Below are 15,912 nucleotides of genomic sequence, written 5' to 3'. Positions count from 1 at the left end.
TGTGCGACACGAGGCCAACTATCGCATTAGACCGTACGGTCAGTCAATAATCTAGATTCGGGCTAGGCTCTACCGCGAAAACGGGTTTCGCAGGGACGACGATTCCAGCCAGAACCTGAAGAACCTGGGGCAGGGCTGTTTACTTGACGCGCACGGCGTCAGCATTAAATGCGCACGCGCACAGTGCTTCTTGAAGCGAGTCGACTACTCCGCCGGGTTGGTGACCGCGGCAATGCAGTCGCGCACCACCGAGACGAAGTCCGCGGCAGGGTCGGCCCACTTACTAAGCTCGAACCGGTCGAGCAGCAGTCCGCCGAGGAAGACATCGACGAAAGCGGCCCCCACTTGCTCGGGCGTCCGGGAGTCGGCCGGGTTGAACCACACCCACATCCACTCCAGCGATCCCCACAGTTGCAGCGCTGCCAACTCGACGTTCACGCTGCGGAACAACCCGCACTCCACACCGGCACGAATTTCGTCAATTGTCAGTTCCTGCAATTGATCCCGGAGTTTGCGCACTTGCTGCATGGCTGGGTCATCAGACAGCTGGACCACCTCGCGCTGGCTTGCCACCGTCGCGTTGCGTTCGATCACCTGAAACAAAACCGAGGTGTGAATGATCGCGGCGATACGCTCGTGCGGCGCACTCAAGCGGTCCCAGGCCATGCGGAGCGCTTCGAGTTGGCGCGCGAGGTGAGTCTCCTCCAGCTCCCGCAGCATCTGCGCTTTGGTGCCGAAGTGATGGACGATGGTGCCCTTGGACATCCCCAGCTCGTCGGCGATATCACCAATGTTCGTTCTGTCATAACCGCGTTCGGCGACATAGCGAACAAAGGCGTCGAGGATCTCACCGCGCCGGCCAGGCGATCTCGGCATCTGCCACCCTTCGGAATCATCAAACTAACCGTACGAACGGTCTATCATAGCCCCTTGACACACACATTCGGCCCTACCCAGTTACCGTGTCTGCCGTTGGCTCGCCGACACCAGCCCGCCATCAGGCCGCTGGATGACCGGGTCGGTTGGCCAGCTACGGGCATGGCCGTCCGCCGTTCGTCGCAGGCCGCGCCCACGCGTCAGCCACGGAGATCAGTAAGTGTGCGAACCGCGGCGGTATTCCTAGACGCCTCCTAGACGCCTCCTAGACGCATAGGAACAAGCGAACGCCGACGGTCGGCGTCTACATGCCGTCCGGCAACTCATAAGGCCTTCAACACTTTGTCGCGATGAACCCCAGCGGGTGCAGTGACGACATACAGATTCGAATTAGGCACTGACTTCACTTCGCCGGCGGTGTACATAGTCATCAGCTCTCTGCCATCGGCCTCGGCAATGCAGATATAGGTGTCGGTCTCAGCGTCGTAGTCGAAGCTGTCCCAGGCCAAGACAAACGCCAAGCAGTTGCCGTCGCTGTCTGCGACGACGAGCTTGTGTGCCCCAGACTTCTTTAGCAGTTCAGCGTCGTGCACGCGCTGCTGAGAGAAGCCGTTGTTGTGGACCGCAAGGCTGTTTAACATCTACGTACTTCCTTACCGAGTGTGCCGGTGGTCCGCGTGCTGGGAAAACTGCGAACCAATCTGACACTACGTCCGGAATATCGCTCCCGAAAGGGCCTTAAGTCGATCTAAGAATTTTGAATTCCACGTACCTCGACTCCCGCATTCGTTGCGGAAACGAATCCGTCCAATCCAGGCACCGGCCAGCGCACCTCACCAAGCCAGCGCCGGAGGCTTACGACACTTGAGGGGGACCCGTTTGATGGTCCAGTCGCTATGCGGCTTGCGGTTGGTGGGTCGTGGTCCACTGTAGGGCGAACTCGGCTGGGGTGAGCCCATTGTGGGCGGAGTGAGGCCGGTTGGCGTTGTAGTCGATTCTCCAATCTTCGATGATGATTTGGGCTTCTTGCAGGGAGTCGAAGCGCCAGGAGTTGAGTAGCTCGTCGCGCAGTCGGCCGTTGAATGACTCGATCCAGGCGTTCTGCCAGGGGGATCCGGGATCGATGAATAGCGAGCCGGTGCCGTTGAAGCGGCACCAGTCGTTGACAGCATGGGCGATGAACTCGGGTCCGTTGTCGAACCGCACGTAGGCCGGTGCCCCATGCATCAGGGCCAGAGCATCGAGAACGTCGACCACGCCGTCGGCGTTGATGGCCCGGTCGACTTCGATCGCCAGGGCTTGGCGGGTGAACTCATCGATTACGTTGAGCATCTTCAACGTTCGTCCGTCGGCGGTGGTGTCGAACTGAAAGTCCATCGCCCAGATCGCATTCGGGCGGATCGGGCACATCGCCCCGACCTGCGCACCGATGCCGGTCAAGCGTTTCTTCCTGCGGCGCTGCGGAACCCGCAGGCCTTCCTCGCGCCACAGGCGGCGGATGCGCTTGTTGTTGACCTTCCAGCCAGCTCGCCGTGCCGCGATCGCAGCACGGCGCCATCCCCAGCGGGGCCGCTGGGTGGAGAACGCGCGTAGCCAGGCCCGCAATTGGGCCTCCTCATCGCTGATCGGCGCTGGTTGCAGACGCATGGTGGAACGGTGGATGCCGACCACCGCGCACGCCCGCCGTTCGGAGACCCCGAACCGCTCGCGCAGCATCGCCGCGGCGCTGCGCTTGCGGTTCGGGGTCAGAAGTTTCCCGACGAGATCTCCTTGAGCATGTCGATGTCAAGGGCCTGGTTGGCGACCAGCTTCTTGAGCCTGGCGTTCTCGGCCTCAAGTTCCTTGAGGCGTTTGGCGTCGCTGGCCTTCATCCCGCCGTACTGGGCGACCCAGCGATGCCAGGTCGACTCGGTGATCTCGAGGTGGCGACACACTTCGCTGAGTTGCTGCCCGGTTCCAAGGAGCTTGTTGCCCTCGGCGAGCTTGCGGATGATCTGATCCGGCGTGTGCCGCCGGCGCTTGTTCGTTGCCATGTCGTCGTCGATTCTTCCTGCCCGAACACTCGGGCATCAGAGTCCCACAACGACTGGACCACTACGACGGGCTCACCTCACACTTGCCGCCACGTTTAAGCGTGATCCAGATGTGGGTTATACGAACTACTTTCGAGATCACCAGCAGGAGACCGGCACGCTGACCGGGGGATCCTGACCGCAAGCGATGGCATCACCCCTCGACAGCCACGTCGGCGACCGGGATCTCCATCGCCCCATATCTGCAGTTGGTCATGTCCGCTTTCGGACCTGACCATAGCCAATTCCGCTACCGCACAACCAATTCGGTCAGTTGGCATGTATCGCCAGGGCAGCAAGGCTCAAGAAGCCGGGGATACCAATCCCCGTGTTGCCAAAGCCTGAAATAAAGCCGCTGAAAATCCCGCTCGGGAAGGCGCCTATCGCGCCGGTGACACCGGTGTTGAAGAAGCCCGAGATTGCGCCGCTGATGATCGACCCTCCGGTGGCCTTGTTGAAGAAGCCAGACGAACCACCACTTTCGAACGAACCACCGCTGAACTTGTTGCCGAACCCCGAGATCCCGCCACCTTCGTTGAACAACCCCGAATTAGCGGTCGTGCCTAGCCCCGCGTAACCGTTGTCAGTGGCAAACCCGAAGCCGGTGTTTACGTAGCCTGAGTTCCAGAAGCCCGTGTTGATGTGGCCCGAGTTGCCAAAGCCCGTGTTCGCCTCACCCGAGTTACCGAAGCCGGTGTTGAGGTTTTCCCCGTTCCAACCGCCGGTATTCATCGACCCCGCGTTGCCGAGGCCGGTGTTCAGGAAGCCGGAGTTCCAGAAGCCGACGTTTCCGGCACCCGAGTTCCCAAAACCCAAGAGGCCGGTGCCGGCGTTGCCGATGCCGACACTGTTGATGGCGCCAGGGAATACGTCATTGACGCCCGAGCTGAAGATACCGATGTTGCCGGTACCGGAGTTGAAGAAGCCGATGTTGTTGGTGCCCGAATTGCCAAACCCGATATTGCCGCTGCCCGAGTTCAGCAGCCCGGCCAAGTTGATACCGAACTGGTTGTCGCCGCTGAGCCCGATTCCAACGTTGTTGTTGCCCGTGTTTCCGAAGCCGAAGTTTCCGTGGCCGGCGTTCCCCGCACCGATGTTTCCATTGCCGGTGTTCCCGCCACCTATGTTGCCGTCAGCGGTGTTTCCGAGCCCAAAATTGTTGCTGCCGAAGTTGCCCATGCCCACGTTGTTGTTGCCCGGCGATGGGTGAAAACTGAACAGGTCTGGGTTGAAAAGGTCGGAGGGGCCACTGTTTCCGAAGCCGATGTTCCCGTTGCCGAAGTTGCCGAAGCCAATGTTGTAACTGCCGTGGTTTCCGCCGCCAATGTTGTTGCTGCCGTTGTTACCCGAGCCGATGTTGTTGTTGCCCGACTGTGGAGGGACGAGTTCGCTGTTCCCCACCCCGCTGTTTCCGAAGCCGACATTGCCGTCGCCAGTGTTGCCGCTGCCAAGGTTGCCGTTGCCCCTGTTGCCGACCCCTAGATTCGGCAGGCTCTGCAAAAACTGCTGCAGGCTGGCCGGTATCGAAATCAGGTTCGCCGCGGCCGACGATGCCCCGGAGTGATAAGCCGCCATCGCCGAGACGTCGGCGGCCCACATCCCCTCGTACAGGCTCTCGCACGCCATGATCGCTTGAGCGTTGAGCCCCAAGAAGTTTGACCGCACCAGTTGGACGAACGCATGGCGGTTGGCCGCCACCTCCAATGGATGAATCGTGGCGGCGCGCGCGGCCTCAAACACGCTAGCCACCACTTTGGCCTGGGCGGACGCCCCCGCGGCTTGAGCCGCCGCAGCGTTCAAGAACGCCGTATACGGGGCTGCCGCGGCCACCATCGTGGCCGAAGCCGGACCCTGCCAAGCCTGACCCGCTATGCCCGAAGTGATCGCCGAAAACGACGACGCAGCAATCCCCAGCTCTGAAGCCAAGCCGTCCCAAGCAGCGGCCGCGCTCAACATGGGCGCCGAACCGGCACCGGTGAACATGCGCAATGAATTGATTTCCGGCGGCAGCACCGCGAAATTCGCCACGTCGAGCCCTCCTGCCTGGCTATCCCGGCGCCACGGGCGACCGGTGGAAACAGCCTCGCGCCGAACGATTAGAGGGGCTTGAGTAGTGGGTTACCTGATTCCGGATGCAGTTGCCGCTTGCGTACTCAGCCTTACCGGTTACCTGACTTGGTGGGCGGTAGGCAGTGGCGAGGAAGTGGGCCGTGGTGGCGATACAATCCACCAGCAACCCGACAGGAGACAACGATGTCTGAAGTCGCAGAGGAACTCTCTCGCACATTGCGCGCTCCCCTTCCCGACGGGTTCGAGAGCCTGCCCCCCGCGCAGCTACAGGAGCTAAACACGCTTCTCGAAACCACGCTGGAACGTCGCGCGCAAACGTTGACCAAATCGATCAACGCATCGCTCGACCACACCCCGCGGTTGCTCCGTCCGGCGGTACGCAAGGCGCTTGGGCTGTGAGCGAGCAGCTGGCCAAGTTGGCGGAAATCACCAAACTTGCTCGGCTGCTCAACGTCGAGAACCCGCACGACCTCGACTTTCTGCTGGACCTGCCCCACGAGTCGTTGCGTGCCTTCCGTGAGCAGGTCACCGAACGGTTGTTTGACGCCGATGCCGCACGGCTAAAGCGCGTCGCGGCAGCCAGCAAGCTCGTGCCAGTCGCCATCAGCGCCAAGGCAGCACGACACGCATTCGGGCCACGGCTGTGTGCATCCATCGCCGGCATGTTGGAGCCGTCCCGCGGCGTCGCCATTGCGGAGCAACTGCCCACGCCGTTTCTCGCCGAGACCGCGGTCCAACTCGATCCGCGTCGCGCGGCGTCGTTGATCAGCGCCATGCCACCACGGGTGATTGCCGAGGTCGCCAAGCAATTACTCCAGCGCGACGACCACGTCACGATGGGTCGCTTCGTAGGGGTCCTACCGGATCCGTCACTGCGTGCGGCAGCACCCGTGATGGGAGACGCCGACCTGCTGCGCATCGGTTTTCTGCTCGAGGAGAAATCTCGCCTCGACAACATGGTCGACATCATCAGCGACCGGCTGCCGGGCATCGTCCGCGCGGCACACGAGAATGACTTGTGGGCACAGGCGATCGACCTGTTCGACAATGTCGGTCCCCACAACAAGGGCCGCATCGGCGACATTGCTGCATCATTGGGAGACGCGGTTCTCGAAGGATTGATTCACGCGGTGGACCGCCTCGAGGCATGGGACGCACTGCTGCCGGTCACGCGGGCGATGAGCCGAGAGAGTCTCGAAGTCTTCACACAACATCCTGCGGTACACCGGGAGTCCACTCTGACCGCGATTCTTGATGTGGCGTTGAACCGAGGGTTGTGGCTTGATCTGCTCCCGTTGGCAGCTCAATTGCCATGTGCGCAGCGAGAATTCATCGCCGCGCGAGTCGCTCAGGAGCCCGCGGAGCGAATGGGTGAGCTCATTCGTGAAGCCGATGCGGCCGACGAGTGGGAGTCCCTGATTCCTATCGCGATGGCAATGAGCGATGACGACCGCCGACGCATGGCTGCGCTGCCCGTCATGCAGGACCCGAACGTGCTGCTCAACGTGTTGACCACTTGCGCCCAGCACGACCTGTGGACAGACACCCTTCCGCTGGTCGCTTCACTCCCGGATACCGCCATCCCGGTCCTGGCTTCGTATCTCGACGATCTGACCGATCAGCAGATCATGTCTGCGGTGAACGCGGCGGCTCGCGGCGAACATATCGAAGCCCTGATCAACCTCGCCCTCGCCCAGGATTCGCAGGGCCGACGCCGCGTACTCGAACTCATCGACGGCATGGACAACGTCGACGATGTTGTCGCCGCGCTCACCGAGGAGACCCCGCAGAAGGTGTGGGACGCACTAGTTGAGCGTCGTGACGAGATCCCAGATGCGTTGCGGGACCGTCTTGCCCGGCAAGCCGTCAATACCGATCACGCCGATATCGCTGGCTCGCTCGCTACCGAGCGAAGTGGGCTTGGCTGACTAGTCGCCGTTGTCGATGATGTGGACGGCGGCCTCTTCGGCAGAGGCTGCTCCCCCGCTGATGCCCACGTCATCGGCCACCAGCTCCGCCTCCGTGTCTTCGCCAAATCCCATGTCCGGCGCGACAAGTCGGCCGGCCCGCGGCCCTCCGACCTCACGCCACTCCGGAAACTCGGCCTCGCGTTCGGCCTCGTCCGAACGTTGTAGCTCTTCTTCGTCGAGCGGGTGATTGAGGCGCGACACCGGGTCCGGCTCTTCCTCGGCAAGGTGCTGATCGAGGGTTTCAGCTGCCCAGGCGCCCGGTCCGTACGCTCGCTCCGGCGGCGAATACCCCTCGTCGAGCATGTCGTCGACACCGCGATCGATCAGCGTGTCCTCGGGCTGCAGCTGATTATCGTCCGGCTTGCTGTACTCGTCCGCCGACGGCACCGTGCCGAAATTCCGACCGCTCATGGCCTGACAACCCCTTTCGCCGTGTGTCAGTGGCCATGTTGCCGCTTCCTGCCGTCAGGACATAGGGCGCAAAGACACTATTGGCGCCGGGACATTGGTCCCAAGTGCCCGACACACTGGCGCGCCACGAAAAGGCCGGCGAGCAGACGCAAACTCGTACTGTTCGGGCCGTTTCCGTACAAGATTGCGTCTGCTCGCGGGGTGCTGGCGAGGTATTAGTTGCCGCCGTTTCCGCCCTTGCCGCCGTCCCCCCCGTCGCCGCCGGTGGTGCCGCTGGGTCCGGCGCCGCTGCTTCCGATGGCGCCTACAAAGCCGGCTCCCCCGTTGCCGCCCTTGCCGCCGGTACCGCCGTCGCCGCCGCCGCCGCCTTTACCGCCGTCGCCCCAGTACTTGGAGTCGCCCTTCGTATTACCGTTGCCGCCACTTCCACCGCTGCCGCCGTTGCCGCCTTTGGCGCCGGAGACGTTGGGCATCGTTCCACTGCCGCCGGTTCCGCCGTTGCCGCCGTTGCCGCCGAGTCCGCCGTTGCCATTGTCGCCGGTGAGGCTGTACCGCCATAACCGCCGGTGCCGCCATTTCCACCAGTCCCACCGGCCGTAGGGGTGCCGCCGGCGCCGCCGCCGAGGGCGGTTCCGCCGTTGCCGCCGTTGCCGCCGTTGCCGCCGTTGCCACCGTTGCCGCCGTCGTTGTTGTTGGGCGGACCGTCATCCGGGTTACCGAAGCCGCCGTTGCCCCCGTTGCCCCCGTTGCCGGCGAAGCCAGCGTGGCCACCGGCGGCGCCAACGCCATTGCCGCCGTTGCCGGCGTTGCCACCATTGCCGGCGTTGCCACCGTTGCCACCGTTCCAGCCGTTTAAGCCGGGGCCATCGCCGCTGCCGCCGTGGCCACCGGCACCACCATCGGCGCCACTGCCGCCCTGGCCGCCGGCGCCGCCGGTAAAGCCCGCGTTACCGCCGTTGCCTCCGCTGCCGCCTGAGGCGCCGTTGCCGCCGGCGCCACCGTTGACTGCTGTGCCGGCGTCCCCGCCGTTGCCGCCGCTACCACCCTCGCCACCGTCGCCGCCGCTGCCGCCATGGCCCTCGCCGAAGCCCGGGGAGATGCCGCCATCGCCGCCATTGCCGCCATTGCCGCCGGCAGCGCCGCTGCCGCCCTCATAGGACACGCCGACCAGGCCGGACCACGAGGCATTGCCGCCGTCGCCGCCGCTGCCGCCGGTACCCCCGTTGCCGCCCATGCCGGCGATGGCGCCGTTGCCGTTGCCGCCGTTGCCACCATTACCGGCGTTGCCACCGGTGCCGCCATGGCCGCCACGGTGGCTGCTAGTGCCGTTGCCCTTGCCGCCGTTGCCGCCGTCACCGCCGTCACCGCCGTGTCCACCCCTGCCGCCGTTCGCGCCGCCGTGCCCACCGTTGCCACCGTTCCCGCCGATGCCGGCGGCCCCGCCGCTACCTGCGTTGAAAACAGTGCTTTCGCCGCCTTTGCCGCCAGCACCGCCGCCGCCGCCGTTACCGCCGTCGCCGGCGTCTCCACCGCCGCCGGCGATCCCACTGCCCGTTCCCGTGGCACCGAACGAAGTGCCTCCATTGCCGCCCTTGCCGCCGACGCCGCCGTCACCCCCCTTTCCGCCGTCGTCCGCGTCCGTCACCAATGAGTCGGCGCCGGCACCGCCGGCCCCCCCGGCGCCTCCGTTGCCGCCCTTGCCGCCGTTGCCTGCTATTGCGCCGTACCCGTCGCCTCCCTGGCCGCCGGCGCCGCCGGCCCCACCTTTGCCCCCGGGGCCTCCGTCTTGGCCGGCGGCCTCATTGCCGGATCCACCAGTCCCGCCTTTGTTGCCATCGCCGCCATCGCCTGCGTTGCCGCCCTTACCACCGCCGAGTCCGCCGTTGCCGCCGTTGCCGCCGGCGCCGCCGTTGCCGCCGTTGCCGCCGGGGCCTCCGTCATGCATGAAAGTGGGTGCGCCGCCGGTGCCACCGAATCCAGCGTTGCCGCCATCGCCCCCATTGCCGGCATTGCCGCCCCCGACGCCGTCGATTCCGTTGCCGCCGTTGCCGCCCGTGCCGCCCTTACCACCGTTGCCGCCGTTGCCGCCGGACCAGCTGTCGCCCATGAAGTCCCAAAAAGAATCTGCGCCGTTACCGCCGTCGCCGCCGATGCCGCCATGGCCGCCGTGACCAGCGATGCCCCCTGCGCCCTTAGTCCCCGCAGTCCCACCGGCGTTGGCGAGGCCGGGAGCTCCACCTTGGCCCGCGTTACCGCCGGCACCTCCGGCTCCGCCGTCTCCGCCGTTCCCACCGTTGGCCCCAGGGCCGGTGCCACTCTCGTACGTGGGCCCCTTGCCGCCTTGGCCGCCGTTGCCGCCGTTGGCGCCGTTACCGCCTTTGCCGCCGTTGCCGGCGGTTCCACCGTGGGCGGCGCCGCCCTGACCGCCTCGCCCACCGTTGCCACCGGCGCCGCCAGCGCCGCCGGGTCCGCCGTCTGCGTTCGGGTTGTCGGCGCCGTCGCCGGCGGAGCCGCCGTTGCCGCCGGTGCCGCCATCACCACCGATGCCCGCTTTGCCGACGGTTCCCGCGGCGCCAGCACCCCCACCGGCCAGGCCGGCTTTTCCGGCGTCTCCGCCAGTGCCACCCGTGCCGCCGTTGCCGCCGGGGCCGCCATCAGTACCGCCGTCGGACAGGCCGTTGCCACCGACTCCACCGAGTCCGCCGTTGCCACCGTTACCACCGCTGCCGTTGGTGCCACCGATGCCGGCCAAGCCCCCGGTTCCGCCCTCGCCGCCGTTCCCACCGCCACCGCCGGTGCCGCCGTTGATGGTGGTCATCGCGGTGCCGTCTTTTCCGGCGGCGCCGTTGCCGCCGTTGCCGCCCAACCCGCCCTTGCCGCCATTGCCGGATATGCCGTCGGTGCCCCCGGCGCCTCCCGTCCCGGCGATGCCTGCGATGCCGGCGTTGCCGCCGGTCCCGCCCATGCCGCCGTTGCCACCCTTGGTGCCCGGGTCATCAGCCGACCCCCCGGCCCCGCCCGTGCCCCCGATGCCGCCGTTACCACTGTTGCCGCCGGAGCCGTTGATGCCACCGGGCCCACTGTTGCCGCCGGCCCCGCCATTGCCACCGGCCCCACCGGCGGGCCCGGCGACGCCGTCCACTCCAGCCGCGCTCGCGGCCGCAATGCCACCGTTACCGCCGTAGCTGCCGTTACCGCCGTTGCCGCCGTTGCCATAGGCACCCGCCGTCCCGCCGACGCCACCGATGCCGCTGTTGCCGCCGGCCCCGGCATTGCCGCCGTCACCGCCATGGCCGCCGGCCCCGCCTGCCAGGGTGCCGGTGGCGTCGGCGCCATGACCACCGTCGCCGCCGGCCGCACCGCTGCCGCCCGCCCCGCCGTTGCCGTTGATGGCCCAATTGCTGCCGTTGCCGCCCGTCCCGGCGGCCCCCCCGGCACCGCCGCGACCTCCACTACCGCCGTTGTGGCCATTGTTGGTCGCGACACCGCCGTTGCCCGCCACCCCACCAGCACCACCGGCACCGCCATTGCCCGCGGCCGCCGTGAGCCCGGCGGCCGCCCCGCCCACGCCACCGGCCCCTCCGGCACCGCCGTCGCCGCCATTGGCGGCCGCAAAGGACGGGGTGTCGTTGCCGCCGGCCCCACCGGCACCGCCGTTGCCGCCTGCCCCGCCATGGCCACCATCGCCGCCCAGCCCGATCAGCGGTGCTTGACCTGCCCGACCCCCGGCCCCGCCGGCACCGCCGGCCCCACCATCACCGCCGACCTGCGCATTGCCGCCGGCCCCGCCGGCACCACCGTCCCCACCGGCACCGCCGAGCCCGCCGACCCCGCCGATGCCCACCACGCCGGCGCTGCCGCCGGCCCCGCCGTGGCCGCCCGCCCCACCGCTCACACCGTCCATGCCGGCCCCGCCGGCAGTGCCGGTGGCGCCCGCCCCGCCGGCACCACCCGTGCCGCCCACCCCGATGAATTGCCCGCCGTTGCCGCCGGCACCGCCGTTGCCACCCGCTCCACCACCGGGCCCGCCCATACCGCCGGCACCCCCGGTGCCGCCGTAGCCGATCAGCGGCGACACCCCGCCGGCCCCACCGGCCCCACCGATACCTCCCGCCGTCGTACTGTTGCCACCAGCGCCGCCTGCCCCACCGGGACCGTATAGCCACCCTCCGGTCCCGCCGGCCCCGCCGGCCGCACCGGCGCCCCCGGCGCCCCCAGCACCCCCGCGCCAATCAGACCCGCGTCCCCACCGCGACCGCCAGGCTGCCCCGCCGCCCCCGACCCGCCATGGCCCCCGTTGCCCCACAGCAACCCACCCAGCCCGCCGGCCTGACCACTACCCGGCGCCGCGTTGGCGCCATCACCGATCAGCGGACGTCCCAGCAGCTGCTGGGTGGGCGCATTGATCAGATCTAGAAGCGGCTGCAACGGACCGACATTGAGCGCCTCCGCGGTCGCATAACCGACCCCACCGGCAGCCAACGCCTGCACGAACTGCCCATGCACCGCGGCGGCCTGCACGGCCAACTCCTGATAGCCGACCGCATGCCCGGAGAACAACACTGCAATCGCTCGCGACACCTCATCGGCGGCCGCGCTGACCAACCCCGTCGTCGCCTGCGCCGCAACTGAATTCGCCGCAGAGACTGTCAAACCGATACCCGCCACGTCCGAAGCCGCAGCCGCCACCAACTCCGGTGAAACCAGCAGAAAAGTCATCAGCGACCTCGCCGTCCCTTAGAGCAACCCGAAAAGCCCCCCGGGACAATCGAAAAAGACGCGCACCGCGCTCGGCCGCGAGCATAAGTCGACGCTTCCACTCGAATGCCCGTCCTTTCTCTCACAGCGGCAATTGGACTAAGTGGCACCGGCACCGCCGATGCCGCCGCTGCCCCCGCTGCCGCCATTCGGGTTGCGCCCGCCGCCGGTCGGGCCGCTGCCAACGGCACCGTTGGATCCGAAGGAGCCGAAGTCCCCGTCGGCGGACTTACCGCCGGTGCCGCCGGTGCCGCCGGTGCCGCCAAAACCACCTTGACCCCAGTAGTCGGGGTCGTAGGCCGTGTCGCCGTTGCCGCCGGTGCCGCCGGCGCCTCCCTTGCCGCCGTCGGCGGCTTTCCCACCCGGAGCAGTGGCACTCCCACCGGTGCCGCCCATCCCGCCATTGCCGCCGGCGCCCCCGTTGCCGTTGTAGCTATTGAGAAGTTGACTCTCGCCGCCGAGACCTCCGGTACCGCCGGTACCACCGTTGCCGGCAGCACCGCCGTCGCCGCCAAGACCTTTGCCGGAGACACCGCCGCCCAGGCCGCCGGTCCCTCCTGCGCCGCCGGTCCCGCCCCTACCGCCGTCATAGCCAGAGGAGAAGGGGGCAACGTCGGTGGCGTGGCCGCCAGTGCCTCCCGTGCCGCCGTTGCCGGCGGCGCCGCCGGCGCCGCCGTCTGCGCCGTTGCCCCACCCGCCGTTGCCACCGCCGCCGCCGGCGCCGCCGTCGCCGCCGACCCCCCCATTCCGGCCGACGACGCCCCCTTCGCCGCCGGTACCGCCGGTGTTGCCATTGCCGCCGGCACCTCCGGCGCCACCTTTGCCGCCGCCGAAACCGCCGTTGCCGCCGTGGCCGCCGAGACCCCCGACACCGCCGTTGCCGCCGCGCCCTCCGTCGCCCAAGACGCTCGCTGTGCCGCCCGTACCTCCAGCGCCGGCGAGGCCGCCGTTGCCGCCCTTGCCGCCGTTGCCTCCGCCGACGCCGGCAACGCCGTTGCCGCCCAGGCCCCCAGCACCGCCGTTGCCGCCGTTGCCACCGGCGCCGCCGATATAGCCGTCTCCGGTGATGCCCCACGAACCCGGGGCACCGTTGCCGCCGCTGCCGCCGTTGCCGCCGTCACCGCCGTGACCCGCGACGCCTGCGTTGCCGGCACTGCCGCCTTCGCCGCTGCCCTTCGCGCCGCCTGCACCGGCGTTGCCACCGGCGCCGCCGGTGCCGCCAGTGCCGCCGGTGCCGCCGGGTGGGCCGTCCGAGCTACCCTCCACGCCGTTGGCGCCGTTAGCGCCGCGGCCGCCCTTACCGCCGTTGGCGCCGTTCCCCCCGGCGCCGCCGCTGCCGGCGGTCCCGCCGTTTGCCGCGCCGCCGACGCCGCCCTGGCCGCCGCTGCCGCCTTTGGTGCCGTTGCCGCCGGCCCCGCCATTGTTGTCGTTGTTGTCGATCCCGTTGCCGCCCAATCCGCCGTGGCCACCGTTACCGCCGTTCCCGCCGACGCCCGCCTTGCCGACGCTTCCCGCGCCACCGGCGCCCCCACCGGCCAGGCCCCCTTTCCCGGCGTCACCGCCGTCGCCGCCCCTACCGCCGTCCTGGCCATCCGCGCTTGACGTTCCTGCCTTGCCGTTGCCGCCATTGCCGCCGAGTCCGCCGTTGCCGCCTTTGCCACCGCTGCCGTTGGTGCCACCGGCGCTGGCCGAGCCGCCCGTTCCGCCCTCGCCGCCGTCCCCGCCGCCCCCACCGGTGCCGCCGGCGGGTCCGGTGGCTCCGTTGCCGCCATTGCCCCCGAGTCCGCCGTCACCGCCATCGCCCGGCGTACCGGCGGTGCCCCCGGTGCCTCCGGTCCCGGCGATGCCTGCGGTCCCGGCGTTGCCGCCGCTCCCGCCCATGCCGCCGTTGCCGCCGTCGGTGCCTGCCATGACGGCCGTACCCCCGGCCCCGCCGGTGCCACCCAGCCCGCCGTTGCCGCCATTGCCGCCGCTGCCGTTGATGCCACCGGGCCCGCTGTTGCCCCCGGCCCCCCCGTTGCCACCGGCCCCGCCGGCAGGGCCAGCCTTGCCGTCCACCCCGGCCCCGCCAGCGGCCGCGGTGCCACCGTTGCCGCCATGGCTGCCGTCGCCGCCGTTGCCGCCACTGCCGTAAGCACCCGCGGTTCCGCTGACGCCGCCGATGCCGGCGGCCCCACCGGCCCCGGCATTGCCGCCCTTGCCGCCATGGCCGCCGGCGCCGCCGGCCGAGGCACCGGTGGCGTTGGCCCCATGACCACCATCACCGCCCGCGCCGCCGCTGCCCCCCACCCCCCCATTGCCATTGACCGCAGCCCCATCGCTGGCGTTGCCGCCCGCCCCGGCGGACCCACCGGCACCGCCGCGACCACCGCTACCGCCGTTGTGGCCGTTGTTGGTTGCCACCCCGCCGTTGCCGGCTACCCCGCCATCACCACCGGCGCCGCCGTTGCCCGCGACCGCCGCCATCCCGGCCGCCGCGCCACCCAGGCCGCCGGCCCCGCCGGCCCCGCCGTCACCACCATTGCCCGCCCCCAGAGCCGCGGTGTCGTTGCCGCCGGTCCCACCGGCGCCACCGACGCCGCCGGCCCCACCGTGACCACCAGCGCCGGACGGTCCGATCAACGGAGCTTGGCCGGCCCGACCCCCGCCCCCGCCGGCACCCCCGGTCCCACCGTCACCGCCGGACTGGCCACCGGCCCCGGCCCCGCCGTCACCGCCGGCCCCACCAGCACCGCCGAGACCGCCGACCCCGCCGGCCCCCACCACACCGGCGTTGCCGCCAGCACCCCCGTGTCCGCCCGCCCCACCGCCCGCACCGTCCATACCAGCCCCGCCGGCAGCGCCGGCGCTGCCCGCCCCGCCGGCACCACCAATGCCGCCCACCCCGATCAGCTGCCCGCCGTTACCGCCCGCCCCGCCGTCGCCACCCGCACCACCCTTGGGCCCACCCATACCGCCGGCCCCACCGGTGCCGCCGTAACCGAACAACGGAGCCGACCCGCCGACCCCGCCGGCCCCACCGGTACCGCCCGCAGTCGTACTGGCGCCACCGGCCCCGCCTGCCCCACCTGAACCGAACAGCCAGCCCCCGGTTCCGCCGGCCCCGCCTGCCGCACCGGCACCCCCGGCTCCACCGGCACCGCCCGAACCGAGCAGACCCGCGTCCCCACCAGCACCGCCGGGCTGCCCCGCCGCCCCCGAGCCACCATTACCGCCATTGCCGAACAACAGCCCACCCAGCCCGCCGGCCTGCCCACTGCCCGGCGCCCCGTCGGTGCCGTTGCCGATCAGCGGACGCCCCAACAACTGCTGGGTGGGCGCGTTGATCAGATCTAGAAGCGGTTGCAACGGGCCAATATTGAGCGCCTCCGCGGTCGCATAACCGGCCCCACCGGCAACCAACGTCTGCACAAACTGCTGATGTACCGCCGCGGCCTGCACGGCCAACTCCTGATAACCCAGCGCATGCCCGGAAAACATCACGGCAATCGCTCGCGACACCTCATCGGCGGCCGCGCTGACCAACCCCGTCGTCGACCGCGCCGCAACCGCATTCGCCGCAGCAACCGCCGAGCCGATCCCCGCCACGTCCGAAGCCGCAGCCGCCACCAGCTCCGGTGCAACCACAACAAACGCCATCAGCGACCTCGCCGTCACTCAAGACAACCCGAAACACCACCGACAACCAGCGCAGTCAAACACGGTAACCCACGGGGGGCGCGCCGTTTAGTTTTTCGCTCGAATGGCGCGTACGT

10 protein-coding genes are annotated in these 15,912 nt (G+C 69.1%); 2 read left to right on the top strand and 8 right to left on the bottom strand.

The genetic code is table 11. The annotated features are described in order from the left end of the window. Positions 1-204: 204 nt before the first annotated feature. The 4 genes from G6N68_RS12405 to G6N68_RS12390 all read right to left on the bottom strand — a co-directional run bounded on the left by G6N68_RS12405 (position 205) and on the right by G6N68_RS12390 (position 4,976). Positions 205-876 (bottom strand): TetR/AcrR family transcriptional regulator, encoded by a 672-nt coding sequence (locus G6N68_RS12405; RefSeq protein ID WP_163712252.1) that lies wholly within the window; start codon positions 874-876, stop codon positions 205-207. Between the two features lie 323 nt (positions 877-1,199). Then, positions 1,200-1,517 carry a hypothetical protein gene (locus G6N68_RS12400; protein ID WP_163712248.1) on the bottom strand — a complete coding sequence of 106 codons (318 nt, stop codon included), beginning with the start codon at positions 1,515-1,517 and terminating at the stop codon, positions 1,200-1,202. A gap of 253 nt (positions 1,518-1,770) precedes the next feature. After that, a protein-coding gene (locus G6N68_RS12395) for an IS3 family transposase (protein WP_163712245.1) occupies positions 1,771-2,909 on the bottom strand; the annotation gives its coding sequence in 2 pieces (ribosomal slippage) (positions 1,771-2,639 and positions 2,639-2,909; 1,140 coding nt in all). Between the two features lie 309 nt (positions 2,910-3,218). Further along, positions 3,219-4,976, bottom strand: coding sequence for a PPE family protein (locus tag G6N68_RS12390; protein WP_163712242.1), 1,758 nt, complete (start codon positions 4,974-4,976; stop codon positions 3,219-3,221). A gap of 225 nt (positions 4,977-5,201) precedes the next feature. Between G6N68_RS12390 and G6N68_RS12385 the strand changes: the two genes are divergently transcribed. Beyond that, positions 5,202-5,417 (top strand): hypothetical protein, encoded by a 216-nt coding sequence (locus tag G6N68_RS12385; protein WP_163712240.1) that lies wholly within the window; start codon positions 5,202-5,204, stop codon positions 5,415-5,417. Next, entirely contained in the window at positions 5,414-6,946 is a 1,533-nt protein-coding gene (locus G6N68_RS12380) for a hypothetical protein (RefSeq protein WP_205351322.1), read from the top strand. Before G6N68_RS12385 ends, G6N68_RS12380 begins: the two co-directional genes overlap by 4 nt. Here the strand turns inward: G6N68_RS12380 and G6N68_RS12375 are convergent, their stop codons facing one another. From G6N68_RS12375 to G6N68_RS12365, 4 genes are all read right to left on the bottom strand, one after another. Further along, complete coding sequence (locus G6N68_RS12375; RefSeq protein WP_163712237.1) at positions 6,947-7,399, bottom strand: DUF5709 domain-containing protein; 453 nt, start codon at positions 7,397-7,399, stop codon at positions 6,947-6,949. Positions 7,400-7,703: 304 nt separating this feature from the next. Then, complete coding sequence (locus G6N68_RS31475) at positions 7,704-11,477, bottom strand: PE family protein (RefSeq protein ID WP_443093977.1); 3,774 nt, start codon at positions 11,475-11,477, stop codon at positions 7,704-7,706. Continuing rightward, a complete protein-coding gene (locus tag G6N68_RS32340) occupies positions 11,465-12,118 on the bottom strand; it encodes a PE family protein (protein WP_443093976.1) in 654 nt (217 codons plus the stop codon). The genes G6N68_RS31475 and G6N68_RS32340 overlap by 13 nt, the downstream gene beginning before the upstream one ends. Positions 12,119-12,256: 138 nt before the next feature. After that, positions 12,257-15,796, bottom strand: a complete 3,540-nt coding sequence (locus G6N68_RS12365; protein ID WP_163712234.1) for a PE family protein — start codon at positions 15,794-15,796, stop codon at positions 12,257-12,259. Between the last annotated feature and the right edge of the window lie 116 nt (positions 15,797-15,912).

Origin of the sequence: Mycobacterium bourgelatii, from assembly GCF_010723575.1 — a bacterium.
GTDB lineage: Bacteria > Actinomycetota > Actinomycetes > Mycobacteriales > Mycobacteriaceae > Mycobacterium > Mycobacterium bourgelatii.
Note: the sequence above shows the minus strand (reverse complement) of the source record. Positions and strands in the feature narration are given on the sequence as shown.

Coding starts and splice junctions, on each gene's coding strand:
- G6N68_RS12365 (WP_163712234.1), bottom strand. CDS start 15,796: ATGGCGTTTGTTGTGGTTGCACCGGAGCTGGTGGCGGCTGCGGCTTCG.
- G6N68_RS12375 (WP_163712237.1), bottom strand. CDS start 7,399: ATGAGCGGTCGGAATTTCGGCACGGTGCCGTCGGCGGACGAGTACAGC.
- G6N68_RS32340 (WP_443093976.1), bottom strand. CDS start 12,118: ATGACTTTTCTGCTGGTTTCACCGGAGTTGGTGGCGGCTGCGGCTTCG.
- G6N68_RS12400 (WP_163712248.1), bottom strand. CDS start 1,517: ATGTTAAACAGCCTTGCGGTCCACAACAACGGCTTCTCTCAGCAGCGC.
- G6N68_RS12405 (WP_163712252.1), bottom strand. CDS start 876: ATGCCGAGATCGCCTGGCCGGCGCGGTGAGATCCTCGACGCCTTTGTT.
- G6N68_RS12385 (WP_163712240.1), top strand. CDS start 5,202: ATGTCTGAAGTCGCAGAGGAACTCTCTCGCACATTGCGCGCTCCCCTT.